The organism is Colwellia sp. BRX9-1 (assembly GCF_014077195.1).
Taxonomy (GTDB): domain Bacteria; phylum Pseudomonadota; class Gammaproteobacteria; order Enterobacterales; family Alteromonadaceae; genus Colwellia_A.
Genome location: NZ_JACGVM010000009.1, coordinates 46512 through 72837 on the forward strand (window position 1 = coordinate 46512; position 26326 = coordinate 72837).

A 26326-nucleotide genomic window follows, 5' to 3' on the forward strand; every position below is an offset into this window, starting at 1 on the left:
CGATTAACCGATTTTTAGGAGTAGCTAATGGCAGTTCAAAAGAGCAAAAAGTCTCGTTCAAGACGTGGCATGCGCCGTTCACATGACGCAGTAACAACAGAAAACTTATCAGTAGATCCAGTATCTGGTGAAACACACCGTCGTCATCATGTAACAGCTGATGGCTTTTACAAAGGTGTTCAAGTAATCAACAAGTAAGCTGATTGCTTTGAAAAGTCTAACCATAGCGTTAGATGTTATGGGGGGCGATAAAGGCCCCCTTATAACAATTCCTGCTGCCATCTTAGCAGTGAAAAACATTCCAGAACTTCATCTCATTCTTTGCGGTGATGTCGATATTATTAACGCTGAATTATCCAAACGTCAGTGTGCTAACCACCCCCAACTAACCATCTTTCCAACCACTCAAATAGTGGCTATGGACGATAAACCTATTGTTGCCTTGCGTAACAAAAAAAATTCTTCAATGCGAAAGTCACTTGACCTTGTTCATGAAAACAAAGCACAAGCCTGTGTAAGTGCTGGCAATACCGGTGCACTTTTTTCAATGGCCCATTTCGTTTTGAAAACACTTGTTGGTGTTGAACGTCCAGCATTAATTTCTTCTCTTCCTACTCATGATGAAAACAAACATGTTTTTATGCTCGATTTAGGTGCAAATGTTTTTTGTGACTCTAATGTTTTGTATCAGTTTGCTGTTATGGGCTCTGTTATGGCTGAGCAGGTCGATGGCATTAAATCGCCACGTATAGCTTTGTTGAATATGGGTGAAGAAGAAATGAAGGGCAGTGACCATATAAAACAAACCGCAGCAAAATTAGCGCAAAACAGTGACATTAATTATATCGGCTTTGTCGAAGGTAATGATATTTTCACCAACAAAGCAGATGTGATTGTTTGTGATGGCTTTGTCGGTAATGTTGCACTGAAAACCTGTGAAGGTGTTGCTCGTTTAGTCTACCAAAAAATGAATACTGTGCTGTCTCGCAACCTTTTTACCCGAATTGTTGGACGTTTATTGTCCTCAACGTTAAAAAAACTCTTTAAACCCCTGAACCCCGACCAGTATAACGGCGCAAGTCTGATAGGATTACGCGGTATTGTGGTCAAGAGTCACGGTGATGCCAGTTCAAAAGCTTTTTATATGGCGATATTAGAGGCGATAAAAGAAATTGAACGTCAAGTGCCAGAAAAAATAAAAGACAAACTTGAAAATGGTTTTGCTTGTGGTCGCAAATAAATTATTAGTATTGAGTTAACGTAAAGCGTATTTAAAGCATTATCTTTTTATCAAGAAAATAATCCATTAAGTATCATCAATACACCTTTAATTAAAACACAAATAAACATTAGGTAATAAAATGCAAAATAATTTAGCGTTTGTTTTTCCCGGCCAAGGTTCACAAACTGTTGGTATGTTAGCTGATTTTGCTGACAATGAAGTCGTACAAAATACTTTTTCAGAAGCGTCTGCTGCTTTAGGTTATAACCTTTGGCAATTAGTTGCGCAGGGTCCTGTTGAAAAGCTCAATCAAACAAACTTTACTCAACCGGCACTATTAACGGCCAGTGTTGCATTATGGCGTTTATGGTCATCACAGTCTGATTGTAAACCGGCAATGTTAGCGGGTCACAGTTTAGGGGAATATTCAGCATTAGTTTGTGCGGGTGTAATCTCTTTAACAGAAGGTGTTAAGTTAGTAGAGAAACGTGGCGAATTTATGCAAGCCTCTGTACCTGAGGGCGTCGGCGCTATGGCTGCTATTATTGGTCTTGATGACCAAGCGATTATTGATGCCTGTGAAAAAGCACAAGATAACGAAGTAGTTGCGGCTGTTAATTTTAACTCGCCAGGACAAGTCGTTATTGCCGGTCATAAAGCTGCGGTAGAACGTGCCGGTGTCTTATGTAAAGAAGCGGGCGCAAAACGCGTGCTACCTTTACCGGTAAGCGTGCCATCGCATTGCGCATTGATGAAAGATGCCGCAGACAAGCTCGCTGAAGCATTTAATAATATCACTTTTAATACACCAGAAATTCCCGTAGTAAATAATGTTGATGTTGTTGCAGAAACAGATGTTGAAGCAATAAAATTAGCCTTGATAAAGCAATTGTACAGTCCAGTACGTTGGACAGAAACGATAGAGCTACTCGCAAAAAGCGGTGTTTCACTCGTCGTAGAAGCTGGTCCAGGTAAAGTGTTACTAGGGTTAATTAAACGCATCGACAAAACAATCACCAGTGTTTCAGTTAATGATCAAGTATCATTAACTAAAGCATTAGAAACAATTAAATAGGGTAAATTATGTTTTCTTTTGAAGGAAAAGTCGTCTTAGTTACTGGCGCAAGTCGCGGTATCGGCAAAGCCATTGCAAGCCAATTTAAAGCTTTAGGTGCAACGGTATTAGGTACGGCAACATCTGCACATGGCGCTGATAACATTAGTGAATATCTAGGCGAAGGTCATGGTTTAGTGCTTAACGTTACTGACAATGATTCTATTGCCGCTATGTTTGTAGCGATCAAAGAGAATCATGGTGGCATTGATATCTTAGTCAATAATGCGGGTATTACGCGTGACAATTTATTTATGCGAATGAAAGATGATGAATGGCAAGATATTATTGATACTAATCTTTCATCTGTGTTTAAAATCAGTAAAGCGGTTATTCGCGCTATGATGAAAAAACGCAATGGTCGCATTATTAATATTGGCTCAGTAGTTGGCACTATGGGCAATGCTGGGCAAGTAAACTATGCAACCGCAAAAGCTGGATTGATTGGTTTTACAAAATCATTAGCGCGTGAGGTTGCATCTCGTGGCATAACTGTTAATACTGTGTCGCCGGGATTTATCGATACCGATATGACACAAACCTTAACAGATGAGCAAAAAGAAGGTATTTTTTCTCAAGTACCGGCAAATCGCTTAGGTAAGCCAGAAGAAATTGCTAACGCAGTTGTTTTTCTAGCTTCCGATGGTGCAGCATATATTACTGGCGAAACATTGCATGTAAACGGCGGTATGTATATGGTTTAATTAGTTGGCTTAATATTATTGAACCAACAAATTGAACAAATTTAGAGCAGTCAACAGGTTAGACCAGACGAAAATTAAAATTAGAAGCTTGCAAGCTAGGCTGTTGACGAATAAACTACACACAATTACGAAAAATTATATTTTCTAGAAAGGAAAAAAAATGAGTACTATTGAAGAACGCGTAAGAAAAATTACAGTTGAACAATTAGGTGTAAGTGAAGAAGAAGTTAAAATTAGCTCTTCTTTTGTTGACGACCTAGGTGCTGACTCTTTAGACACTGTTGAATTAGTCATGGCGTTAGAAGAAGAATTTGATACTGAAATTCCAGATGAAGAAGCTGAAAAAATCACAACTGTACAAGCAGCTGTTGATTACGTTACTGCTAACCAATAATTACAACGTTAATTATTAGTTTTTAGTTACTGGTTTTCAAGCCAGGCTTTTAAATGAGAATTTAAAGTACACATTCAGGCGGTTTTTACCGCCTGTTTTTTTATCTACGATTCATACTCGTACCACTTCAAGATGCAGGTTTCAGCAGTCGATAAAGAGTAAGCGACACAGGTTATCGTTCCACACATAACTTAAGTACTTATATCCGTATGGCCAAAACATTGATTGAAGAGAATAGTTATTCTATTGTTGAAATCAATAACGTTGCAGATAAGCTATAAAACGAGCTCATCGTTACAATACTTGGTAAGGGAATAACTACTGTCCTCGTATCGCGCCTTTTCTGACTTCCTAGCTTAATTCTGAAACTGCATCTTGAAGTGGATCGGGTATATATTGTTATTTTCTCAACATGAGAATATAACGATTTCTTTTCCTTATAAACTCTTAGCGGAGGCACATAGTCATGAGACGCGTTGTTGTTACCGGTCTTGGTATGTTAAGCCCTTTGGGCAACTGTCCTGAATCTACTTGGCAAAATTTACTGCTGGGTAAAAGTGGCATTAGTAATATTGAACATTTTGATACCTCTGTATACACCACTAAGTTTGCAGGTTTAATTAAAAACTTTAATGCAGAAGATTATATTGCACGAAAAGAAGCCAAGAAAATGGATCTTTTTATTCAATATGGTGTTGCCGCAGGTATACAGGCTTTTAAAGACTCAGGTCTTGAAATTGATGATGTAAACACCCACAGAGTTGGTGTTGCTGTTGGTGCTGGTATTGGCGGCCTAGGATTAATTGAAGAAAACGTTGAGAAAATGCTTAATGCAGGTCCTCGCAAGTTATCACCATTTTTTGTGCCTTCCACCATTATAAATATGATTTCTGGTCACTTGTCGATGATGCACGGCTTAAGAGGCCCTAATATTTCTATTGCAACTGCTTGTACAAGTGGTGTGCATAATATTGGTCATGCGGCTCGTATGATATCTTATGGCGATGCTGACGCTATGTTAGCCGGTGGAGCTGAGAAAGCTTCAACACGGACGGGTATTGGCGGTTTTGGTGCTGCACGAGCGTTATCAACGCGTAATGATGCACCAGAGCAAGCTTCACGTCCTTGGGACAAAGACCGCGACGGCTTTGTACTGGGCGATGGCGCAGGTGTTCTAGTGCTTGAAGAATTTGAACATGCAAAAGCGCGTGGTGCAAAAATTTATGCTGAGCTGGTTGGCTTTGGTATGAGTGCAGATGCTTACCATATGACCTCGCCACCTGCCAATGGCGAAGGTGGCGCGCGCGCGATGATTAATGCAATTAATGATGCAAAAGTTGACCAAAGTAAAATTGGTTATATTAATGCTCATGGTACATCAACACCCGCAGGTGATATTGCCGAAACCAACGCAGTAAAGTCGGTATTTGGCGACAATGCTTATAAACTTATGATGGGTTCTACAAAGTCAATGACGGGTCATTTGTTGGGCGCAGCAGGTGCAGTTGAAACTATTTTTACTGTGCAAGCCTTAATGAATAATGTGGTACCACCGACAATAAATTTAGATAATCCCAGCGAAGGTTGTGATTTAGATTATATTGCTCATACGGCACGTGACGCCAATTTAGAATATGCTTTATGTAATTCTTTTGGCTTTGGTGGTACGAACGGTTCATTAATCTTTAAAAAAGTTTAAGCGCAATAACCGAGAAATATCATCAACTAAACCTTGCAGTTAATTGTTTAAGCCTGAATACTAGTCATCAGTATTCAGGCTTTTCTATTTCTAATGAAACCCAATATGTATTATCAAAGTGTTAATGGTCAAGTAGAGCAACACCTTTCAATCAATAATCGCGGCTTAGCTTATGGTGACGGCGTTTTTACTACTGCGAAAGTGCTCGATGGTAAAGTTGAACAATTAGCGGCTCACATTGAACGATTAACCATGAGCTGTAAAACGCTCAATATTCCCTTGCCAGATATGAATAAAGTCATTATTGAATTAATGGCTGTAGCAGAGCGTTATACTTTGTCTGTAGCAAAAGTGATTATAACGGCAGGTGATGGCGGGCGAGGATATTCTCGACAAGGCTGCCAAACAAGTAACGTTATTATTACTTTTCACCCTTTTCCTGAACATTATGCAAACATGCAACAACAAGGTCTTCATTTGGGCGTATCTTCATTGAAGTTAGGTATTAGCTCTTTACTCTCAGGGATAAAACACCTTAATCGTCTTGAGCAGGTGCTTGTTCGCCAGGAAGTCGATAACCGAGCAGAAGATGATTTATTAGTACTAAATTATTTTGATAATATTGTTGAAGCAAGTGCGGCGAATGTCTTTTGGCTGAAAAATAATGTTTGGTACACACCAGAACTAAAAGAGTCAGGTGTCGAAGGGTTAATGCGTAATCATATCTTACAGACTACGGGTAATTATTGTAAAATTGAGATCGTTAACGTAAAACTTGCTGCGCTTGTTAATATCCAAGCGATGTTTATTTGCAACAGTGTTATGGGTATTATGCCGGTTAGACAATTTCAACATCAAAAATTAGCATTAATGCCTTGTCGTGATATGGCTAAGTTTATTGAGGATATTTGCTAAAAATGAAAAAAATTAAGATAATATTTGCTGTGTCGTTTTTCACCGTGGTGATGTTAAGCGCCTCTTTAGTTGCCTATACCTTTTATCAAATGAAACAGCCGCTCAATATTTCATCCACCCAACTATTAACCATTAAAGACGGTACCTCGTTTAGTCGATTTTCAGAACAACTGATCAAAAATGGCTGGCTCAATACGCGCTTTTGGATGCGTAATTATGTTCGACTTAAGCCCGAGTATGCGAATATAAAAGCGGGCACTTATCAAATTAATAAAGACGTTTCTGTCGAGGTTTTGTTGGCGCAATTAGTTGCCGGTAAAGAGCATCAATTTACCGTGACTTTTATTGAAGGAACAACCTTTAAGGAATGGTTAGTGCAGTTGAGTGAAACGGATAACCTAGTGCATACGCTTCAGCAAACTTCGGTGGCTGATATCGCGAGTAAACTCAATATTGAACACGTTAATCCCGAAGGGCTGTTCTACCCAGAAACTTACGCGTTTACTGCCGGTACTACCGATATAGAATTGTTAAAACGTGCTCAACAACAAATGTCCGTTGAATTAAATCTAGCGTGGCAAAATCGCGCCGAACCTTTACCTTATAAAAATAAGTATCAAGCGTTGATCATGGCATCGATAATTGAGAAAGAAAGTGGCAAAAATGCCGAGCATGGCATTATTTCATCGGTATTTTTTAACCGTTTAAACAAAAAGATGCGCCTGCAAACTGACCCAACCGTTATTTACGGTTTAGGTGAACGTTACCAAGGAGACATCAAATATCGTCACTTGCGCGAGAAAACACCGTATAATACTTACCGAATTAATGGTTTGCCACCTACACCTATCGCTATGCCTGGTAAAAGTGCCATACATGCCGCGTTAAACCCATTAACAACAGATTATTTATATTTTGTCAGTAATGGCAAAGGTCAGCATATCTTTTCAACTAATTTAAAAGATCATAATGCGGCAGTAAAAAAATATCAGTTGAACTAAAAATTGCATAAGAAGTAAAAAATGAATAAAGGTCAATTTATCGTCATTGAAGGTATTGAAGGGGCAGGAAAATCTTCAGCTATTTCAGTGGTTAAAAAAATACTCACCGAGCATGGTATTGATTTTATTAATACTCGAGAGCCGGGAGGCACTCCTTTAGCGGAGTCATTGCGCGATATCGTGAAATCTGCCGATCACCAAGAAATATTGACACAAGAAACTGAATTATTATTGATGTACGCTAGCCGCAGTCAGCTAATGGCGAATCGAATTCTTCCGGCATTAGAAAAAGGTCAATGGGTCATCGGTGACCGCCATGATTTAAGCTCAAGGGCTTATCAAGGGGGTGGCAGACAATTTAACGATGAACTTATGGACACGATTGCTCAAGTGACCTTAAAAGGCTTTAAGCCGCAGTTAACACTCTATTTAGATATATCTCCTGAGCTAGGTTTAGCAAGAGCGCAAGCTCGAGGGGCATTGGATCGTATCGAATTAGAAAAAATAGAATTCTTTCATCGTGTCCGTAATAAGTATCTTGAAATTGCGTTAGCCGATGAAACGATTAAAATTATTGATGCCAGTGCGCCTATGCCTGTTGTACATAATAATATTCGCTTAGCGGTAAACGAATTTTTAAAAAGTCATTAATGACTATCACCGTTAGCAGGAAACACTAATGCACAGTTGGTTAGAGCAACAGCAACTTTTGTTATCAAAGCAAATAACGCAAATAAAATTACCGCATGCCATCTTGATCAATGGTGTCGAAGGCGCGGGTAAAAGTGATCTTTCGCTGTGGCTTATTCATGCTTTGTCTTGTACTAAACCCCAAAACTCGCAGGGTATTATCTTACCGTGTAACGTCTGTAAGGCGTGCTTACTGCATAAAAGTCATACTTACCCAGACCATTTGCTTATTGAAAGTGGCGGAAAAAGTATTGGTGTTGATCAAGTGAGACAAGCGAGTCGTTTTTTCGAAAAAACAGCGCAAATAGGTCATTGTAAAACGACATTAATAACCGCAGCACATCATATGACTATCTCTGCGGCCAATGCCTTATTAAAAACCCTCGAAGAACCTAATGCTAATAACTATATTGTTTTATTAACCTCTGAAGTTGAAACGTTATTGCCGACCATTATTAGTCGTTGTTATGTGATTGATATTCGGCCGCCGGTTGGTGAAAAATTATTAGCTGAGCTTAAGCAATCTGGTAGCGACCCTTTTGTTAATTTGAGTCACTTAAAAGAACTCTCTGACAGTTTTGTTAATGACCAATACCAACATTTTGAGAGCTGTTTCTTTACTTTTTTGCAAAATAAAACCATTAAACGTAGTGAAATATTAAGCTTACTGGTTGATAACACCAATAGCGTTCGCTGGTTAGAAAAAGTCATGGTTAAGTTGATGCGCCAACAATATAATTGGCTAAAAGGCGACATTATCTTGAATGAGCAGGTAATATGGTCAATATATCAATTAGTTTTGTCTGCTATTAAACAACTTAAATTGTTAATGCAAGCAAACAAACAATTCATCTTTGAAAAGCTACTGGTTGACATAACAGCAGTTATAGAAGAAAAATAGAAAAATAAGTACGCGCGAATAGCAAGCAATATTAGCTCAATTCATCTTTGAAAAGCTACTGGTTGACATAACAGCAGTTATCGAAGAAAAATAAGATTATAATAACTAGCTCATAAGATAAATTTTGAGGAATAATGATGAAACAATTTAGCTTAGAATTTTTATCTGACAGAGAATTATATCAATACTATATGCCCTTTGTTAAAAATGGTGGGCTATTTGTTCGCAGTACAGAGCAATTTAATTTGGGCGATGAGGTAACACTTGAAGTCACCTTGCCTGACGCCCTAGAGCCATCAAGTGTTGTAGGCAAAGTATGCTGGTTAACGCCAACAGGTGCTCAAAATGGTACACCAGCGGGTATTGGTGTTAGTTTTGAAGAAGATAATGACAATGTACGTAATCAAATTGAAAAGTTGATAGGGCGCTTACTGAGCTCTTCAGAGCCAACATTATCAATGTAGGGTTTTGTTTTAATTAAAAAATTATTGGAGAAAGTTGTTTGTTTATAGATTCACATTGCCACTTAGATAGACTGGATTTAACCGAGTTTGATGGCGAGTTAGACAATGTTTTAAAAGCCGCCGCCGCCGCTCAAGTAGACGAGATTTTGTGTGTTAGCGTAACCTTAGCGGAATTTCCTAGCATGGTAGAAAAAACGGCTAAATATGATAATGTCTGGCTGTCGTGTGGCGCTCACCCACTAAATCAAGATGATTTAATTGACCAAGAAGAGCTTGCCCGTTTATCACAAACCGACAAAGTGATTGCGATTGGTGAAACTGGCTTAGACTATTTTTATGCCCCTGAAACTAAAGCGGTGCAACTCGATTCTTTTCGCAAGCATGTCCGTGTTGCGAATCAATTAAATAAACCGCTAATTATTCATACTCGTGATGCTCAGCAAGATACCTTAGATATTCTTCGTGAAGAAAATGCCGCAAATGTTGGTGGTATTTTACATTGCTTTACCGAAACTTGGGATATGGCAGAGCAAGCGATTGACCTTGGTTTTTATATTTCATTTTCTGGTATCGTTACCTTTAAAAATGCCAGTGAATTACGTGAAGTTGCTAAACTTGTCCCCGATGATCGATTTTTAATTGAAACAGATGCACCTTACTTAGCGCCAGTTCCTCATCGAGGAAAGCAAAATCAACCCGCTTATGTAGTCGATGTCGCTAAATTTTTAGCAAGCGTTCGTGGACAGTCAGTTGAAACGATAGCCGAGCTTTCAACGGCAAATTTCAAACGACTTTTTAAGCTAAAATAAAGGCAAAAAAGTGCCCGAAACTATTGCTAGCTCGGGCCCAAGGGAATGGCTCGTAAAGCATGAGCCGTGCGCTAATAAACACTATTTACATCGATAAAAATCAGTAAAATAAAAATGAAAAATCGCGAGCAATTGATTAATATTTACACTGTGTGATTAATTGTAGTGTAAACTTTTTTAAAAGCTAATTTAAATTTTATTTATTATAAGTTACTGATAAATAGTATTTGTTTTGTTATCTTGTATTTTACGGCTAACACCCACACCGCTAGTGTGCCGTTATTTCTCTCCACTTGTCTACAAGCGTATTTGACTGTAATTACTGCGGCTAATATGTCATGATAATTTCATTATCTATGACTAATAAGATTATCTTTGTGTTAAATCGTTTGTGGATCAGTTTCTTTTTTATTGCTTTTGGCTCGGCGCTTTATCAATGGTTTTTTCTTGATAATCTTTTAATCTTTGAAGAACTCGTGCAAGCGCTTTTTTCAATGTCAAAAGTGACCGTTGATATTGCGATTGGCTTAATTGGTATTTTAAGTTTTTGGTTAGGCATGATGAAAATTGCTGAAAACGCCGGTTTAATGGATAAGCTTGCGCGCGCTATTTCGCCGTTATTCACCCGTTTAATGCCAGGTGTCCCTAAAGGTCATCCGGCTATTGCTTCCATGACGATGAATTTATCGGCTAACTTTTTAGGTTTAGATAATGCAGCAACGCCGCTTGGCTTAAAAGCCATGCAAGATCTTCAGCAATTAAATCCGCAAAAAGATACCGCAACCAATGCGCAAATATTATTCCTGGTTTTAAATACCTCAAGCGTTACACTTTTTCCCGTTGCTGTGTTTGTTTATCGTGCTCAGCAGGGAGCTGCTAGCCCTACCGATGTTTTTGTCCCTATTATATTGGCAACATTTGCTTCAACTTTCGCTGGCTTATTAGCGGTAGCCACAGTGCAAAAAATTAAGCTGTATAACTCCATTATTTTACTCTATTTATCTGCAGCGATTGCTTTAGTAGGAGGTTTAGTGGTGTATTTCTCGATGCTGACCTCACAAGCACTTGCCGAACAGTCGTCATTTTTAGGCAATTTTTTAATTTTTTCGACCTTAATTATTTTTATTTTGGCAGCGGTTAGAAAAAAGGTCGATGTATACGACAGCTTTATAGAAGGGGCTAAAGAAGGTTTCGACACCAGTATTAAACTTATTCCTTATTTACTGGCGATGTTGGTCGCTATTGGCGTCTTTCGTGCAAGTGGCGCATTAACACTAATTGTCGACAGTTTTAGAGAGTTAGTGATGTTTTTAGGATTTGACACCCGCTTTGTTGATGCGATGCCTACGGCGTTAATGCAACCGTTAAGTGGCTCTGGTGCCAGAGCTATGATGATTGAAACGATGAAAACCCATGGTGCCGATTCTTTTGCCGGTCGATTAGCATCAATTTTTCAAGGATCAACAGAAACAACTTTTTATGTACTAGCCGTTTATTTTGGCTCTGTGGGTATTCGATATAGTCGACATGCCATTGCCTGTGGCTTACTTGCTGATTTAGCTGGGATTACTGCTGCAATAGCGGTTTGCTATTGGTTTTTTGGTTAACCCCCTCAGCGCCTACACCTAATTTAACGAGTGAATTGTCGACAATTATACTTTGGTCTACTTGACTTTTAAGCTGTGTGCTTTAGTATGATTTTTAAAATCGGTAAATGTCGACAATTACCTCATTAAGACAATTATGGCGCTAGCATACTTATGGCATTAGACAATCCAACCTTACAAGAACCAGTGACTACTGCAGACAAAGTTTTCTATGCCATACTTCATGCGATTGTTGATGGAAAAATAGCCGCAGGCAGTAAAATTAGTGAGCCCGGGTTAGCTAAGCAATATGAAATCAGTCGTTCTACTTTGCGAGAAGCCCTCAATCGTTTAGAAAAATGTCATTTAATTGAGCGTAAAGCCAATGTTGGCTCAAGAGTTGTTGATTGCACCATCGAAGGCTTATTAGAAATATACGTGGTTCGTGAAGCGCTTGAAGGCATGGCTTGTCGAGAAGCGGCAATTAACATGAGCGATGATGAAATAGCCGAAATGCAAGATATGCTCGCTCAACACGCCAACTCACAAGACCTTATTGATGGTGTTGCTTATTATCAAGAAGAGGGCGACTTAGACTTTCACTATAAAGTGATATTAGGTAGCCATAATCAACAATTAATCAATATTCTTTGCGGGCAGCTCTACCACTTAGTGCGTATGTACCGTATTCAATTTGGCATGCATAGCCCACGCGCAACCCGTGCCTTTGAAGAACATTCACATATTATCCAAGCGATTTGTGACCGAGATGGCGAACTTGCTGAAATTTTGATGAGACGTCATATTGCCGCATCAAGAAAAAATATCGAAAAGAAAATAGCGCTACAAAATAGCGCGACACAATAAATAAAAGTAAAGCTGACCAGTGGCTTTAACAAATAGCACAACAATTATTTAACAAAAACTAAGAGGAAACCCTATGTCTACGCAACTTTCACCTGGCGCTAAATTCCGTCAAGCACTAGTAAACAATAAACCTTTACAAGTAGTGGGTACTATCAACGCTTATTGCGCGATGATGGCTGAGCAATTAGGTCACCAAGCTATTTACCTTTCAGGTGGTGGTGTTGCCAATGCTTCATATGGTTTACCAGATTTAGGTATGACGTCATTAAATGATGTTATTGCTGACGTACAACGTATTACTGCTGCTTCAAGTTTGCCTTTGCTGGTTGATATAGATACCGGTTGGGGTGGCGCGTTTAATATCGCTAAAACTATTCGCGATATGGAAAAAGCAGGGGCAGCCGCGGTTCACCTTGAAGACCAGGTGGCACAGAAACGTTGTGGACATCGTCCAAATAAAGAAATTGTTTCAACCCAAGAAATGGTTGACCGTATTAAAGCCGCTGTAGATGCACGTATTGATAAAGACTTCTTTATCATGGCTCGTACTGATGCTTTTGCTCAAGAAGGCTTAGAAGCGGCACTTGAAAGAGCTAAAGCTTATGTGGCAGCGGGAGCCGATGGTATTTTCGCCGAAGCAGTTAAAACAGAAGAACATTATCGCGCTTTTACCGAAGCGTTAGATGTACCAGTGCTCGCTAATATTACCGAATTTGGTCAAACCGAATTGTGGAACAAAGCGCAACTAGGTGAGTGGGGTTGTGCGATGGTACTTTACCCATTATCAGCATTTCGTGCGATGAATAAAGCGGCTGAGTCGGTTTACAAAACCTTACTTGATGATGGTGACCAAAAAGCTGAAATCGACAATATGCAAACGCGGATGGATTTATACGATTACTTGGGTTACCACGACTACGAGCAAAAGCTTGATGCTTTGTTCACCGAAGGCAAAAATAAGTAACAGATATTATAATAAAATAAAACTAAGTTAGCAGCGATACAAGCGACTAACCCAACAAAAGAATATGAGGAAAATAGTATGTCAGATGTAAAAGTAGCAGATAAAAAAATTGGTGGCGCAGGCTTACGTGGTCAAAGTGCGGGTGAAACTTCGCTTTGTACCGTTGGTGAGTCAGGCTCAGGTTTAACCTATTGTGGTTATGATATTGCTGATTTAGCTGAAAACAGTACCTTTGAAGAAGTTGCTTATTTACTCTTTCATGGTGAACTCCCTAATGAAAAAGAACTCGCCACTTATAAAGCTGAGTTGTTTGCCATGCGCGACTTACCGCAAGCATTAAAAGCGGTATTAAAACTGATCCCAAAAGAAACTCATCCAATGGATGTTATGCGCACCGGTTGTTCATTCTTAGGTAATTTAGAGCCAGAAAATGATTTTAGCGAGCAAAATCAAGCCGCCAATCGCTTATTAGCCGCATTTCCTGCCATTATGTGTTACTGGTATAAATTCTCCCATGACGGTGTAGAAATTGACTGTACTTCAACCGAAGACTCTTTAGGCGGACATTTCTTGCGCTTACTCAATGGTGAAAGCCCATCAGCACAGCATCAACGTGTTATGGACGTATCATTAATTTTATATGCAGAACATGAGTTTAATGCTTCAACCTTCACGGCGCGTGTATGTGCTTCAACCTTGTCTGATATGTTTTCATGTGTCACCGGTGCTATTGGCACATTACGTGGTCCACTTCATGGTGGTGCTAACGAAGCCGCAATGGATATGATTGAATCATTCTCATCGCCAAGCGACGCTAAAGAAAAAATGGCGGGTATGCTTGAACGTAAAGAAAAAATTATGGGCTTTGGTCACGCAATTTACCGTACTTCAGACCCACGTAATGTCATTATTAAAGCATGGTCTGAAAAGTTAGCGGCTGAAAATGGGGATACGTCACTTTACGATATTTCAGTAGCCTGTGAAGAATTCATGTGGGATACCAAAAAGTTATTCTGTAACGCTGATTTTTTCCATGCTTCAACGTACAGCTACATGGGTATTCCCACTAAATTGTTTACCCCTATTTTTGTCTGTTCACGCGTAACAGGTTGGTCTGCTCACATTATGGAGCAACGTTCAAATAACCGTATTATTCGTCCAAGTGCTGACTACAAAGGCGCTAAGCCGAGAACGGTTCCACCTATCAGCGAAAGGTAATGACTATGAATTATGAACATCGCAAACCGCTGCCCGGTTATAAAATTGGCGGCATCAATATAGATTATTTTGATACTCGAGGGGCGGTTGAAGCAATAAGCGCCGGTAGTTACGCAAAACTACCTTATACCTCACGCGTATTAGCTGAACAATTGGTACGCCGTTGTTCACCTGAAACCTTAACAGATTCACTTAAGCAATTAATTGAGCGTAAGCAAGATCTTGATTTTCCATGGTATCCGGCACGTGTTGTTTGTCATGATATTTTAGGTCAAACGGCTTTGGTTGATTTAGCGGGTCTGCGTGATGCCATTGCCGAGCAAGGTGGTGATCCTTCAAAAGTAAACCCGGTTGTACCGACGCAATTAATTGTTGATCATTCTGTTGCTGTTGAACATGCTGGTTTTGAAAGTGATGCGTTTGAAAAAAACCGTGCCATTGAAGACCGCCGCAACGAAGACCGTTTCCATTTTATTGAATGGACCAAAACAGCGTTTAAAAATGTTGATGTTATTCCTGCGGGTAATGGCATTATGCATCAAATCAATTTGGAAAAAATGTCACCGGTTATTCAACTCCGTGACGGTGTTGCTTTTCCTGATACTTGTGTTGGCACCGACAGCCATACCCCACATATCGATTGCTTAGGTGTTATAGCTATTGGTGTCGGTGGTTTAGAAGCTGAAACTGTCATGTTAGGTCGCCCGTCGATGATGCGCTTACCTGATATTATTGGCGTAAAACTGGTAGGTAAACGCCAACCGGGTATTACAGCTACTGATTTGGTTTTAGCTATTACTGAATTTTTGCGTAATCAAAAAGTGGTATCAAGTTACTTAGAATTCTTTGGTGAAGGTACCAAAGGTTTAACTATAGGTGACCGCGCTACTATTTCGAACATGACACCAGAATATGGCGCTTCAGCAGGAATGTTTTATATTGATCAACAAACCATTGATTATTTAAAACTGACCGGCCGTGAGCCAGAGCAAGTTGAACTGGTAGAAACCTATGCTAAACATACCGGTTTATGGGCTGATGACTTAGCTGACGTTGAATATGACCGCGTTATCGAGTTTGATTTATCATCAGTTGGTCGTAATATGGCTGGCCCGTCTAATCCGCACAGTCGTTTACCGACCAGCGAATTGTCGTCAAAAGGCATAGCGAAGGACCTTGATGCCTGTAAAGCACAAGAAAAAGCCGGAGAAATGCCAGACGGCGCGGTTATTATTGCCGCTATAACCAGTTGTACTAATACCTCGAACCCTCGCAACGTTGTGGCGGCAGGCTTAGTGGCTAAACGCGCTAACGAGCTTGGCTTATTGCGCAAGCCTTGGGTTAAATCATCTTTTGCACCAGGTTCAAAAGTCGCGAAACTTTATTTAGAAGAAGCCGGTTTATTATCTGAAATGGAAAAAATGGGTTTTGGTATTGTCGGTTACGCTTGTACAACTTGTAACGGCATGTCGGGCGCGTTAGATCCAAAAATTCAACAAGAAATTATCGACCGTGATCTTTATTCAACGGCGGTTTTATCGGGTAATCGTAACTTTGACGGACGTATTCATCCGTATGCTAAACAAGCCTTTTTAGCCTCACCACCGTTAGTAGTTGCTTATGCTATTGCCGGTACGATGCGTTTCGATATTGAAAAAGATGTACTCGGACAAGATCAACAAGGTAATGATATTACCTTAAAAGATATTTGGCCAACTGACGAAGCCATAGATGCGATAGTTGCAAGCTGTGTTAAGCCAGAGCAGTTCAAGAAAATTTATACGCCGATGTTTGATTTAGGCGCTTTTGAACCGGCTGAATCTCCGCTTTACGATTGGCGAGAAATGAGCACCTACATTCGTCGTCCACCTTATTGGGAAGGCGCCTTAGCGGGTGAACGTACCATGAAAGGTATGCGTCCGTTAGCAGTTTTAGGTGACAACATCACCACAGATCATTTATCACCCTCAAATGCTATTCAACTCGATAGTGCTGCAGGGGCTTATTTAGATAAAATGGGCTTACCTGAAGTAGACTTTAACTCTTATGCAACGCATCGCGGCGATCATTTAACCGCGCAACGAGCAACTTTTGCTAACCCTAAATTGTTAAATGAAATGTGTCGTGATGACAAGGGTGACATTAAACAAGGTTCACTGGCGCGTATAGAGCCAGAGGGCACAGAGTCACGTATGTGGGAAGCGATTGAAACCTACATGGAGCGTAAGCAACCGTTAATTATCGTTGCTGGCGCTGACTATGGTCAAGGTTCATCACGTGATTGGGCGGCTAAAGGTGTTCGTTTAGCCGGCGTTGAAGTGATCGTTGCCGAAGGTTTTGAGCGTATTCATCGTACTAACTTAGTGGGCATGGGTGTTTTACCTTTGCAGTTTGTTAATAACGAAACACGCCATACCTACAATATTGATGGTACCGAAACATTTGATGTTGCAGGTAACGGTGAAATGTCACCGGGCGCTGAAATGAACGTGTTAATGACCCGTACCAACGGCGAATTATTAACGATACCAGTTAAGTGTCGTTTAGATACCGCCGAAGAAGTGTCAGTTTACAATGCGGGTGGCGTATTGCAAAAGTTTGCGAATGACTTCTTGGAGTCTAATAGATAATTGATTTTTAATGTTTTATCTAGGTTTAAAGTGCTCATTGACCTTAGTCAACTGCGCATTGGCATTGATAAAACACTTCTTATAAAAATCAACTCGGTGTAATTTTAATTAAAGCAGCAATTTAGGTAACTAATTTGCTGCTTTTTATTAGTGACAAAATCGTAAAGCAAAAAGCTTTTTAGTAAAGATAATGGCAGCAGCATAGACCGCTATGTGACATCATTCAACCTAGCTAAAGCGTCTTTTGAGAAGCGAAAAATATTGAAGGAAAACTGATGATTCATACTCCCCAAGTACACATACCTCAAGTAAAGATTCCTGCTACTTATATGCGTGGCGGCACTTCAAAAGGTGTGTTTTTTAATTTAACTGATTTACCTGAACGTTGTCAGGTTGCCGGCGAAGCACGCGATAATATGCTGCTACGCGTTATTGGTAGTCCAGATCCTTACGGCAAACAAACCGATGGTATGGGCGGCGCAACCTCAAGCACCAGCAAAACCGTTATCTTAGCAAAATCAAACCAAGCCGATCACGATGTAGATTATTTATTTGGCCAAGTGGCTATCGATAAAGCGTTTGTTGATTGGAGTGGTAACTGCGGTAACTTAACCGCTGCAGTTGGCTCATTTGCGATTAATTCTGGCCTTGTTGATGCAACGCGTATTCCTGAAAACGGTATTTGTACCGTACGTATTTGGCAAAAAAACATCTCGAAAACGATTATTGCTCAAGTACCTATCACCAACGGTGAAGTACAAGAAACAGGAGATTTCGAGCTCGACGGGGTTACTTTCCCTGCGGCAGAAGTACCGGTTGAATTTATCGCGCCCGTTGATCCATCAGAGGCGATGTTTCCAACGGGGAATATTGTTGATGACCTAGAGGTACCCGGTGTTGGCGTTTTTAAAGCAACCATGATCACCGCAGGTATCCCAACCATCTTTTTAAATGCAGATGAAATTGGTTATACCGGCACCGAGTTACAAGAAGCCATTAATGGCGACCCTGCAGCACTAGAACGCTTTGAAACGATTCGTGCTTATGGCGCGATTAAAATGGGCTTAATTACTGAACTTTCAGAAGCCGAGGCTCGCCAACATACGCCCAAAGTTGCTTTTGTTGCACCAGCAAAAGATTATGTTACCTCAAGTGGTAAAGCTGTTTTAGCAAGCGATATTGACTTACACGTTCGCGCATTGTCTATGGGTAAATTACACCATGCGATGATGGGCACAGCTGCAGTGGCTATTGGCGCAGCAGCCGCTATTCCTGGTACCTTAGTTGCTCTTGCTACTGGTAATGCTGCAGGTGAAGGATCAGAATCTGTGACTTTTGGTCATCCATCAGGCACGCTTAAAGTAGGAGCACAAGCCAGTGAAGTTAATGGCGCTTGGATTGTTGATAAAGCCGTAATGAGCCGAAGTGCTCGGGTATTAATGGAAGGTTGGGTACGTATTCCTGGCGATTCATTTTAATTTCTAATTAAAACTTAAAAAAAAGCCCTGCAAGCAGGGCTTAGACATTTCAAAAAATTGAAGTCTTTAAGGGAATAAAGAGAAACATAAAAATTAATCAATAAGTAAATTACTCGCTGCTTGCAATGTATGCGGACCGCCCCATAAAATCGGTGGAAGAGGTTGCATCACCCCTTTGTCAAAACTGAAACCAAACTCTCGGTCATCGCGTATAAGTAATGGGCCGTCTAAGTCAACATAACGTGCTTTGTTAACAAGTAATGCAGCTGGGGCCATGGCTAAAGAACTTCCAACCATACACCCGAGCATAATTTCGAAGCCTTGACGTTTTGCTTGCTGAGCCAGCAAAACTGCTTCGGTTAAGCCGCCTGTTTTATCGAGTTTTATATTAATAACTTGATAACGACCTTTTAAATAATCAAGCTCTGCACGAGTATGACAGGATTCGTCAGCGCAAAGAGGAATGGGTGAGTCAAAATTAATTAAGGCTTGATCATGTCCAGCTTGAAGGGGTTGTTCAATTAAAATAACGTTTAACGCTTTAAGCTGTGCACAGTTGTTCGCCAAATCATCAATTGACCAGCCTTCGTTAGCATCAACAATGAATTCGCTGTTAGGCGCTGCCTGCGCGATAGCTGTCATTTTTTTGATAATATCTTGATTATCAAGCTTAACTTTAACTAATGGCGGGTTATTAAGTTTAGTAACGGCTTCAGCCATAGCTTCAGGCGTATCTATACTGAGTGTTTGAGCTGTAATACAAGCTTTAGCAGGATCAAGGTGTAATAATTCTTCGACCGTTGTGTTTAGTTTTTTAGCCTGTAGATCCCACCAAGCACAATCTAAAGCATTTCGTGTTGCTCCTGCAGGTAAGGAAGCAAGCGTTTCACCAATGTTTTTATTGGTTATCTCGGTTAAAGCTAGCGCGCTAATTTGTTCCATAACAATATCCACAGATTCATTATAACGAGCGTATGGTACTGCTTCCGCCCAACCACAATGTGTTCCATCATCTATTGTTACTACAACCACATTTGCTTGAGTTTTTGCGCCTCGAGCAATACGAAAAACACTTTTTAATCGCAGTTGTTCATTGAAAACGTTGATTGTCAGTTTGTTAACTGAATGCTGTTTTTCACTTGCTTTATTTTCTGTCACCATTACAAAGTAGCCACAATGCTATCTGTACCATCTCTTAATGGGTCAACACAAGGAAGCGAAAATTCCTCACTTAGTTTAGCACAAATACGTTGCCCTTCTTCGACGCTAACACTTGAAGTATTCACCGTAATACCGACAACTTTAGTGTTTGGATTGGTTAATTTTGCGGCTTGTAAATTTAAGTTGATGGTTGCCTCAATGCTCGGAAATTTACTATGAGGTAAGCCGCGCATATAACTACGATTTAAGTCATGACAAATAACCAAAGCATCAGGTTGAGAACCATGCAGTAAACCTAAACTAACCCCTGCAAAAGCTGGGTGAGAGAGCGACCCTTGACCTTCAATAATATCCCAATGTTCGCTATCATTATTCGGAGATAAAGACTCAGCGGCCCCTGATAAAAAGTCTGAAATAACACAGTCAATAGCTACACCAGTACCTGCTATTAAAATTCCGCATTGTCCTGTTGCACGAAAATCAACATTCATTTTATGTTTTTTCATTGATTTCTCTAAGCTTAGAGAGGTATACATTTTTCCAACCGAGCAGTCAGTTCCTACCGTAAGGAGCCTTTTACCGGTGCGCTTAACGCCAGTTCCCGTAATAAATTCGGCTTTAGGATGACGAATATCAAGTAATTTTCGGTTTGTTTCTTTAGCTTTAGCGACAATTGCTGGGAAATCGGTAAGTTTATTGTGCAAGCCACTAACTATGTCCATGCCGTTGTCTAAAGCTTCAATAATATAGGGTAGCCATTTTTTATCTAGTACACCGCCACTGTTGGCAAAGCCAAGAATGAAAGATTTTGCGCCTTTCTCCGCGGCTTGCTTGATATTTAATTTTTTAATTCCCGTTGAAACTTTACAACCAGTAACCGCATATTCACCAATGCATAGTTCTGGGCGCCAATCTGAAACACCACGCGCCATTTTTATTGACAGTTGGTCGGTGGCGTCGCCGATAAATAATAAGTATGGAGAAGCAATATGCATAGCTGTATTCCTAAAGTTAAACGTGGATAATTTTTATTTGTATCCAGAGCTTAACTTAGTGAGCATGCATTAAAAGTGACAAGGTTTTAATTGATCATAACCTAGGGTTATGTTTTTGTTTTATTCCTTTAAAATCCTAGGGTTAGGTATGGCATAAACTCATCAATAACCTTTGAATACTTACGGTTTTCAAGATGAACAGCATTTATATTAAAAGCTAAAGTGGGTTCGAAAGATGCTATAGCGACATTATCGCTTAAGTTACCTTCTGCAGTAAAACGGTCGACAACACATACACCTACGCCTCTAGCGACTAATCTAGCGGCAATAAAGTAGGTTTGAACTTTGATTGTTGATTTGAAATTAATGTCTTCCTCCATAATTCTTGCCCATAGCATTTCAGCTAAGGGGCCGCTGTCGCTTATGTCAATAAATTCAAGATCACAGACTTCATTAAGGGTTAACTTTGTCGGACAATGCGGGAATTTGTCTTTAGGATAGACAATAACCAGCTCAGATTGTGCTAATGAAACAGAGGTCAACCCCGGCAGTGTTTTAGGAGAAAACAAAACCGCTAAGTCACATTTATGCTCTAATAGCGTTTGCATCATTTCGTCGTTATGAATAGTTTGAATATCGAAAGTGACATTAGGAAAGTCTTTATGGAAGTTGGCAATGACATTTGGGATAACATCAAAACCAAGTGCAGGAGAAACCCCTAAACTTATGCTTCCAAATTCTGACTTTTTAATATTTTGCGCGGTATTTTTGATTGAACGCATTTGTTGATAAATTTTGTCAACTTCATCAAAGAGCATTTCAGCTTCATCCGTTGGGATAAGTCGGCCCTTAACCCTGTCAAATAAGTTAAAACCTAATTGAAGCTCAGCATGAGATAACACTTTACTGACAGACGGTTGCGACACATGCAATATTTTAGCGGCATTGGTGATTGAACCAGTGGTATAAATAGCATGAAAAATTTCAATATGTCTTAAGCGCATTGTGTTTCCTAAAAATCAAAATATTAATGAGTGTTTTATACTGTCCGACTTTAACCATTCATAAATGGAAAACTTAAATATAACTGTATAACCAACGCATTGGTAATATCAATAAAAAATGCACCAACTAGTGGCACAACCAAAAATGCTTGAGGGGAAGGGCCATGACGAGAAACCAAAGATTCCATATTAGCAACCGCCGTTGGTGTAGCGCCTAAGCCGAACCCACAGTGTCCACCAGCCATAATTGCAGCGTGATAATTTTTTCCCATTATTCTAAAAGTGATAAAATAAGCAAATAACATGAGCATGACAGCTTGTACGAGAATCATAAATATCATTGGGCCAGCTAGGCTAACTAACTCCCAAATTTTAAGTGACATTAATGCCATTGCTAAAAACATTGAAAGTGCCATCGTACCCCATAAATCAATACACGCTCGGCTAATTTTATAGGTTTTAGTGAACTCGGTAAAATTGGTAATAACAACGCCTACTAATAATGGAATTAAAAAAGCAGGTAACACAACATCCACAGATTTTAGGGCTAAATAACCGATATTACCTAAATACATACAGCTTAAAATAACAAATAAAGTTTCCATCATCTTTCTTGGCGTAACAAGATCATGATCATCAGGATCAAAGGTGATGGTATCGTCAAGTTCTTCGTGGTACGAGTTATCGGGTTTCAAATTGTATTTTGTGATCAATCTTTTGCTGACGGGGCCACCAACAAGCCCACCTAAAATTAGACCTAAAGTTGCGGCCGCCATCGCTAATTCAAAGACACTACTAGGTAAACCATATTCATTAATGAATAAATCAGAGTATGTTGCACCATTACCATGGCCGCCAGAAAGGGTAACTGAACCACCAATGAGTCCCATTAAAGGATCTAGTCCTGTAGCCATTGCTATCGAAACACCCACCGCATTTTGCACAATTAAATATAAGGTGGCGACACCCAGGAACAACAAAACTTTAGGACCACCTTTAATAAGTAACGCAAAACTTGCACCTAATCCGACCGTTGTAAAAAAAATGGTCATTAATGGTGTTTTAAAAGACATGTCGAATAGAAAGTTTACCTCAAAATATATATATAAAATGGCTGAAAGTATTGAGAACACAATGCCTCCTACCACAGGTTCAGGAATATTATTATTTCTTAAAAACATCACTTTACTATTTAAAAAGTATCCCGTGAAAAGAATTAATAAAGCGATTATAAATGTTTCTATTATTGATATTTCTAGTTGCATGTTATTCGTTGCCTTTATTTTTATGACACTTTTATTTTTATAATGAATGAACTGTATGTTCAAAAACAGAAATCTGATTGTAAAGGGTAATCAACCAATAAGCAGTTCAAAAAGTTAACAAAAGCATAACCAAAGGTTCTAATCAATCAACTATCGCATATATAAACGCTTACTTTATGATAATCTTGATTGTACATAACTTTAGGTTATAGGGTTCGGATATTCTAGTAATGGTATTGTTGAATGACTTTGGGCAAGGTGAGTTTAATAAAAAAATGATCGGATATAAATATTCGACAAAAATGACCACAATTAAATTATACAAGGTGGAAGAAATGAAACAACAAGCGAAAAAATCACATAAATTAAAGCACTTAACCTTATGCGTTATCACGGCATTAACAGCCCAAGTTACTTTTCAAGTTCATGCCGAAGAAACATCAACTGAAGCAGAAGAAAAGAAAGTAGAGCGAATTAGTGTTATTGGCTCTAACGTTAAACGTGCTACTGATATTAGTCCATTGCCCGTAACAACAATGACGGCTGCGGATATTGAAAACTCAGCTGCCATGTCAGGAGATGAACTACTTCGCTCCATTCCACAAATGGGCTCTGTTAATTTTGGTGAAACTACCGGTTCTTCAAACGTCAATGATGCCCGTGGTGATGTTGGCTCATTCAACCTGCGTGGTTTAGGTGCTGGTAATACCTTAGTATTACTTAATGGTCGCCGAATGGTAAATCATCCTGGTACACAATCTAAATCAGGCGCTAACAAAGTACCTGTAAATACCGTTAACTCAAACACTTTACCTGTTTCAGGCTTACGTTCATTAGAAGTGTTGCGTGATGGTGCTGCTGCTGTTTACGGCTCGGATGCTATTGCTGGCGTAGTTAACTATGCGCTTGATAGTGAATATGTTGGTAACAAAGTGAGCCTTAGACATGGTGGTTCTCAAGGTACACCATTAAATGAAACAACTTTTACTTATTTAGGTGGTGTCGAGCTTAATAACGGTCTTTCTAACCTTGTTGGATCTTTAAGTATCTATAACCGTAACGGCATGATGGCAACAGAGCGTCCATATTCGGCAAGTCACGATAGACGCGAATACGCAGGGTTACCTGAAGAATTTATTGGTGATACACAATTAGATAATCGAAGTTCAGATACGCCTTGGGGCGAGTTTGACAGTGATAGCTTAGGAAGATTTCATTTACAACCTGACACTTTATCCGGTTGTGTAGATTCAGCACTGACAGTTGAAAATGTTTGTGTTGACCAGGGCAGTTCCGGTAGAGATATCCGTTTTGATCGAGGAACCACTCGTCCTTTATCTTCAGATGCAAAAAGAGTTAACTTTTATACTCACTTTACGCATGAAGTTAATGATGATGTTGAGTTTTTTGCGGAAGGTATTTATTACCAAGCGGAATTGACGAATCAATCAGAGCAAAATCATAACGGCAGTAAGCATCGCTTTAATATATCTGCAGATGCCTTTTACAATCCATTTGGCGAAGAAGTAACTTTACGCAGATATCGTCCTACTGATATAGGGCCAAGAACAGTTACGGTTGATGACAGTAGTTTTCGTGTACTTGCCGGCTTTAAAGGTTATATGGGTGCATGGGATTGGGAAAGTGCTGCATTTTATAGTGAAGCCGAAACGAATGACCGAAGCACACGTATTGATGTAAATGCCTTTGAAAAAGCAGTGAACAGTACAGATTCAGCCACCGCATATAACGTTTTTGGTGGTGGTGATGTTAACAATCCAAATACTATTGGTAATAGAACTTTAGTGTCTCCATCAATCAGCGACCAGTTTTTAATTGAAGCGCATACTTTATCGCAAACTAGCCTTGCGTCGATTGATTTCAAAGCAAGTAACCCAGAAATTTTCTCTATGCCAGCCGGTGACGCTGGGCTTGCTGTAGGTATTGAGTTTCGTCGTGAAACTTACGACAGTGACCGTTCAAAATATGTAGACGGAAGCTTGCCTTTTATTGATGCTTCAGGTGTTGTGAATGAAAGCTCATTGTATGGAAGTAGCGCAACAACTGATTCTAGTGCTAGCCGTAATGTAGGTTCAGCTTATGCAGAGCTTATCGTGCCATTAATTGATAGCGGTGATCAGTATGCTGAAGTTCAATTAGCAGCACGCTATGAAAATTTTTCTGATGGCGGTGATGCACTCAAACCTAAAGTTGCTTTATTTTACAAACCGACAGATTGGTTAAGTGTGAGAGCATCGTATGCTGGTGGCTTTAAAGTACCTGGCTTACAACAAAGCTCTGAAGAAGCAAGCATGCCACGTCGTTCTTCTAAGTATGACCCTGTAACTGATGAAACCTATGCGGTTATTGATAACCGTCAAGGTAATTCAGACCTTGAGCCAGAAGACAGTGTGAATACCTCTTTTGGATTCGTTCTTGAACCGACTGATAACTTAACGTTCACTATCGATTATTGGAATATTGACCAAGAGAATCTCGTTTTTCTTGCTCCTTATGAAACGGTGCTAGCGCACGATTATGTGATACGTCAAGACGGAGGCACTGGTAATTCTAATGTTATTCGTGATGGTGAACTAGTTGCTAGCCAAGTAAATAACCGATATATAAATGCAGCAAGCCAAGAATTGACAGGTATTGATTTTGGCATAGTATATGATTTTGAAACATCATTTGGTGATTTTGAATTTAACATTAATGCAGCACATTTAACTAAATATGAAACATCTGTTGATAGTCTTTCTGCAATCGTACTTGAAGCACAGAAAAATTTAGATAAATATCCTAACCTTGCAGAGGTAGAAGTTGCAGGTGTCGGCGATTTAATCTTAAAAGATGGTAATCCTGAATGGCGTGCTAAATCGTCGTTAAACTGGAAACTTAATCAATGGGGAGCTGGTATAAGTGTTAATTACGTCAGTGAATTTATTGATACCAGTGCAGATTATACCAATGATGATGAAGTAAAAGTGTTTTTACCGATTGCTAGTATGACAACTGTAAATGTATATGCGTCATATAAATTTGGTAAAGGTAGCCCTCTTGAAGGTACATACGCACGTTTAGGTGTTCGAAATATTGCTGACGAAGAGCCGCCATTAGCAGATAACTTCTGGCACGGTTACTCAGGAGATTACCACTCAAACCGTGGTCGTTACGTTTATTTAAATCTAAGTAAATCATTTTAAATATTAATATTTTCTTACTGTAAAATAACAAAGATGGCT

The 26326-nt window shown here is 39.6% G+C and carries 23 protein-coding genes; 19 read left to right on the forward strand and 4 right to left on the reverse strand.

The window, feature by feature from the left end:
- Positions 1-27: 27 nt before the first annotated feature.
- The 18 genes from rpmF to prpF all read left to right on the forward strand — a co-directional run bounded on the left by rpmF (position 28) and on the right by prpF (position 18656).
- Positions 28-198 (forward strand): 50S ribosomal protein L32, encoded by a 171-nt coding sequence (gene rpmF, locus H4J76_RS10255; protein ID WP_070376498.1) that lies wholly within the window; start codon positions 28-30, stop codon positions 196-198.
- A gap of 40 nt (positions 199-238) precedes the next feature.
- A complete protein-coding gene (gene plsX / locus H4J76_RS10260; RefSeq protein ID WP_070377233.1) occupies positions 239-1240 on the forward strand; it encodes a phosphate acyltransferase PlsX in 1002 nt (333 codons plus the stop codon).
- 121 nt (positions 1241-1361) lie between these two features.
- Positions 1362-2297 carry an ACP S-malonyltransferase gene (gene fabD, locus H4J76_RS10265; RefSeq protein ID WP_182216871.1) on the forward strand — a complete coding sequence of 312 codons (936 nt, stop codon included), beginning with the start codon at positions 1362-1364 and terminating at the stop codon, positions 2295-2297.
- An 8-nt stretch (positions 2298-2305) separates the two neighbouring features.
- A complete protein-coding gene (fabG, locus tag H4J76_RS10270) occupies positions 2306-3040 on the forward strand; it encodes a 3-oxoacyl-ACP reductase FabG (RefSeq protein ID WP_070376500.1) in 735 nt (244 codons plus the stop codon).
- Positions 3041-3200: 160 nt separating this feature from the next.
- A complete protein-coding gene (gene acpP / locus H4J76_RS10275) occupies positions 3201-3434 on the forward strand; it encodes an acyl carrier protein (RefSeq protein WP_070376501.1) in 234 nt (77 codons plus the stop codon).
- Between the two features lie 460 nt (positions 3435-3894).
- Positions 3895-5133 carry a beta-ketoacyl-ACP synthase II gene (gene fabF, locus H4J76_RS10280; protein ID WP_182216877.1) on the forward strand — a complete coding sequence of 413 codons (1239 nt, stop codon included), beginning with the start codon at positions 3895-3897 and terminating at the stop codon, positions 5131-5133.
- 93 nt (positions 5134-5226) lie between these two features.
- Positions 5227-6048 (forward strand): aminodeoxychorismate lyase, encoded by an 822-nt coding sequence (pabC, locus tag H4J76_RS10285; protein WP_182216869.1) that lies wholly within the window; start codon positions 5227-5229, stop codon positions 6046-6048.
- Positions 6049-6050: 2 nt separating this feature from the next.
- Positions 6051-7049, forward strand: coding sequence for an endolytic transglycosylase MltG (gene mltG, locus H4J76_RS10290; protein ID WP_182216867.1), 999 nt, complete (start codon positions 6051-6053; stop codon positions 7047-7049).
- Positions 7050-7070: 21 nt separating this feature from the next.
- The gene (gene tmk / locus H4J76_RS10295) at positions 7071-7700 is read left to right on the forward strand and encodes a dTMP kinase (protein WP_070376504.1); all 630 of its coding nucleotides are present in this window, start codon (positions 7071-7073) and stop codon (positions 7698-7700) included.
- A 28-nt stretch (positions 7701-7728) separates the two neighbouring features.
- Positions 7729-8640, forward strand: a complete 912-nt coding sequence (locus H4J76_RS10300) for a DNA polymerase III subunit delta' (protein ID WP_182216865.1) — start codon at positions 7729-7731, stop codon at positions 8638-8640.
- 137 nt (positions 8641-8777) lie between these two features.
- On the forward strand, positions 8778-9104 hold the full coding sequence (locus H4J76_RS10305; RefSeq protein WP_182216863.1) for a PilZ domain-containing protein: 327 nt from the start codon (positions 8778-8780) through the stop codon (positions 9102-9104).
- 38 nt (positions 9105-9142) lie between these two features.
- Positions 9143-9913 (forward strand): TatD family hydrolase, encoded by a 771-nt coding sequence (locus H4J76_RS10310; protein WP_070376507.1) that lies wholly within the window; start codon positions 9143-9145, stop codon positions 9911-9913.
- Positions 9914-10290: 377 nt separating this feature from the next.
- Complete coding sequence (locus H4J76_RS10315) at positions 10291-11520, forward strand: nucleoside recognition domain-containing protein (RefSeq protein WP_182216861.1); 1230 nt, start codon at positions 10291-10293, stop codon at positions 11518-11520.
- 153 nt (positions 11521-11673) lie between these two features.
- Positions 11674-12366 (forward strand): GntR family transcriptional regulator, encoded by a 693-nt coding sequence (locus tag H4J76_RS10320; protein ID WP_182169907.1) that lies wholly within the window; start codon positions 11674-11676, stop codon positions 12364-12366.
- Positions 12367-12439: 73 nt separating this feature from the next.
- On the forward strand, positions 12440-13330 hold the full coding sequence (gene prpB / locus H4J76_RS10325) for a methylisocitrate lyase (protein ID WP_070376509.1): 891 nt from the start codon (positions 12440-12442) through the stop codon (positions 13328-13330).
- A gap of 78 nt (positions 13331-13408) precedes the next feature.
- Complete coding sequence (prpC, locus tag H4J76_RS10330; RefSeq protein ID WP_182169913.1) at positions 13409-14548, forward strand: 2-methylcitrate synthase; 1140 nt, start codon at positions 13409-13411, stop codon at positions 14546-14548.
- 5 nt (positions 14549-14553) lie between these two features.
- On the forward strand, positions 14554-17178 hold the full coding sequence (gene acnD / locus H4J76_RS10335) for a Fe/S-dependent 2-methylisocitrate dehydratase AcnD (protein WP_070376511.1): 2625 nt from the start codon (positions 14554-14556) through the stop codon (positions 17176-17178).
- Between the two features lie 275 nt (positions 17179-17453).
- A complete protein-coding gene (gene prpF, locus H4J76_RS10340; protein WP_182216859.1) occupies positions 17454-18656 on the forward strand; it encodes a 2-methylaconitate cis-trans isomerase PrpF in 1203 nt (400 codons plus the stop codon).
- Between the two features lie 93 nt (positions 18657-18749).
- Here prpF and dgcA read toward each other — a convergent pair whose 3' ends face one another.
- The 4 genes from dgcA to gltS all read right to left on the reverse strand — a co-directional run bounded on the left by dgcA (position 18750) and on the right by gltS (position 23081).
- Positions 18750-19817 (reverse strand): N-acetyl-D-Glu racemase DgcA, encoded by a 1068-nt coding sequence (gene dgcA, locus H4J76_RS10345; RefSeq protein WP_182216857.1) that lies wholly within the window; start codon positions 19815-19817, stop codon positions 18750-18752.
- Positions 19817-20812, reverse strand: a complete 996-nt coding sequence (gene dgcN, locus H4J76_RS10350) for an N-acetyltransferase DgcN (protein WP_182216855.1) — start codon at positions 20810-20812, stop codon at positions 19817-19819. Before dgcN ends, dgcA begins: the two co-directional genes overlap by 1 nt.
- A 128-nt stretch (positions 20813-20940) precedes the next feature.
- Entirely contained in the window at positions 20941-21816 is an 876-nt protein-coding gene (locus H4J76_RS10355; protein ID WP_182216853.1) for a LysR family transcriptional regulator, read from the reverse strand.
- 50 nt (positions 21817-21866) lie between these two features.
- A complete protein-coding gene (gene gltS, locus H4J76_RS10360; protein WP_182216851.1) occupies positions 21867-23081 on the reverse strand; it encodes a sodium/glutamate symporter in 1215 nt (404 codons plus the stop codon).
- 335 nt (positions 23082-23416) lie between these two features.
- On the opposite strand from gltS, the gene H4J76_RS10365 reads away from it, so the two are divergent.
- Positions 23417-26287: a TonB-dependent receptor domain-containing protein gene (locus H4J76_RS10365; RefSeq protein WP_182216849.1), complete on the forward strand. Its 2871-nt coding sequence runs from the start codon at positions 23417-23419 to the stop codon at positions 26285-26287.
- Positions 26288-26326: the final 39 nt, after the last annotated feature.

Bases quoted from the DNA above. Each gene is read 5' to 3' on its own strand.
- rpmF (WP_070376498.1), top strand. From the start codon at position 28: ATGGCAGTTCAAAAGAGCAAAAAGTCTCGTTCAAGACGTGGCATGCGC.
- plsX (WP_070377233.1), top strand. From the start codon at position 239: ATGGGGGGCGATAAAGGCCCCCTTATAACAATTCCTGCTGCCATCTTA.
- fabD (WP_182216871.1), top strand. From the start codon at position 1,362: ATGCAAAATAATTTAGCGTTTGTTTTTCCCGGCCAAGGTTCACAAACT.
- fabG (WP_070376500.1), top strand. From the start codon at position 2,306: ATGTTTTCTTTTGAAGGAAAAGTCGTCTTAGTTACTGGCGCAAGTCGC.
- acpP (WP_070376501.1), top strand. From the start codon at position 3,201: ATGAGTACTATTGAAGAACGCGTAAGAAAAATTACAGTTGAACAATTA.
- pabC (WP_182216869.1), top strand. From the start codon at position 5,227: ATGAAACCCAATATGTATTATCAAAGTGTTAATGGTCAAGTAGAGCAA.
- mltG (WP_182216867.1), top strand. From the start codon at position 6,051: ATGAAAAAAATTAAGATAATATTTGCTGTGTCGTTTTTCACCGTGGTG.
- tmk (WP_070376504.1), top strand. From the start codon at position 7,071: ATGAATAAAGGTCAATTTATCGTCATTGAAGGTATTGAAGGGGCAGGA.
- H4J76_RS10300 (WP_182216865.1), top strand. From the start codon at position 7,729: ATGCACAGTTGGTTAGAGCAACAGCAACTTTTGTTATCAAAGCAAATA.
- H4J76_RS10305 (WP_182216863.1), top strand. From the start codon at position 8,778: ATGAAACAATTTAGCTTAGAATTTTTATCTGACAGAGAATTATATCAA.
- H4J76_RS10320 (WP_182169907.1), top strand. From the start codon at position 11,674: ATGGCATTAGACAATCCAACCTTACAAGAACCAGTGACTACTGCAGAC.
- prpB (WP_070376509.1), top strand. From the start codon at position 12,440: ATGTCTACGCAACTTTCACCTGGCGCTAAATTCCGTCAAGCACTAGTA.
- prpC (WP_182169913.1), top strand. From the start codon at position 13,409: ATGTCAGATGTAAAAGTAGCAGATAAAAAAATTGGTGGCGCAGGCTTA.
- acnD (WP_070376511.1), top strand. From the start codon at position 14,554: ATGAATTATGAACATCGCAAACCGCTGCCCGGTTATAAAATTGGCGGC.
- prpF (WP_182216859.1), top strand. From the start codon at position 17,454: ATGATTCATACTCCCCAAGTACACATACCTCAAGTAAAGATTCCTGCT.
- dgcA (WP_182216857.1), bottom strand. From the start codon at position 19,817: ATGGTGACAGAAAATAAAGCAAGTGAAAAACAGCATTCAGTTAACAAA.
- dgcN (WP_182216855.1), bottom strand. From the start codon at position 20,812: ATGCATATTGCTTCTCCATACTTATTATTTATCGGCGACGCCACCGAC.
- H4J76_RS10355 (WP_182216853.1), bottom strand. From the start codon at position 21,816: ATGCGCTTAAGACATATTGAAATTTTTCATGCTATTTATACCACTGGT.
- gltS (WP_182216851.1), bottom strand. From the start codon at position 23,081: ATGCAACTAGAAATATCAATAATAGAAACATTTATAATCGCTTTATTA.
- H4J76_RS10365 (WP_182216849.1), top strand. From the start codon at position 23,417: ATGAAACAACAAGCGAAAAAATCACATAAATTAAAGCACTTAACCTTA.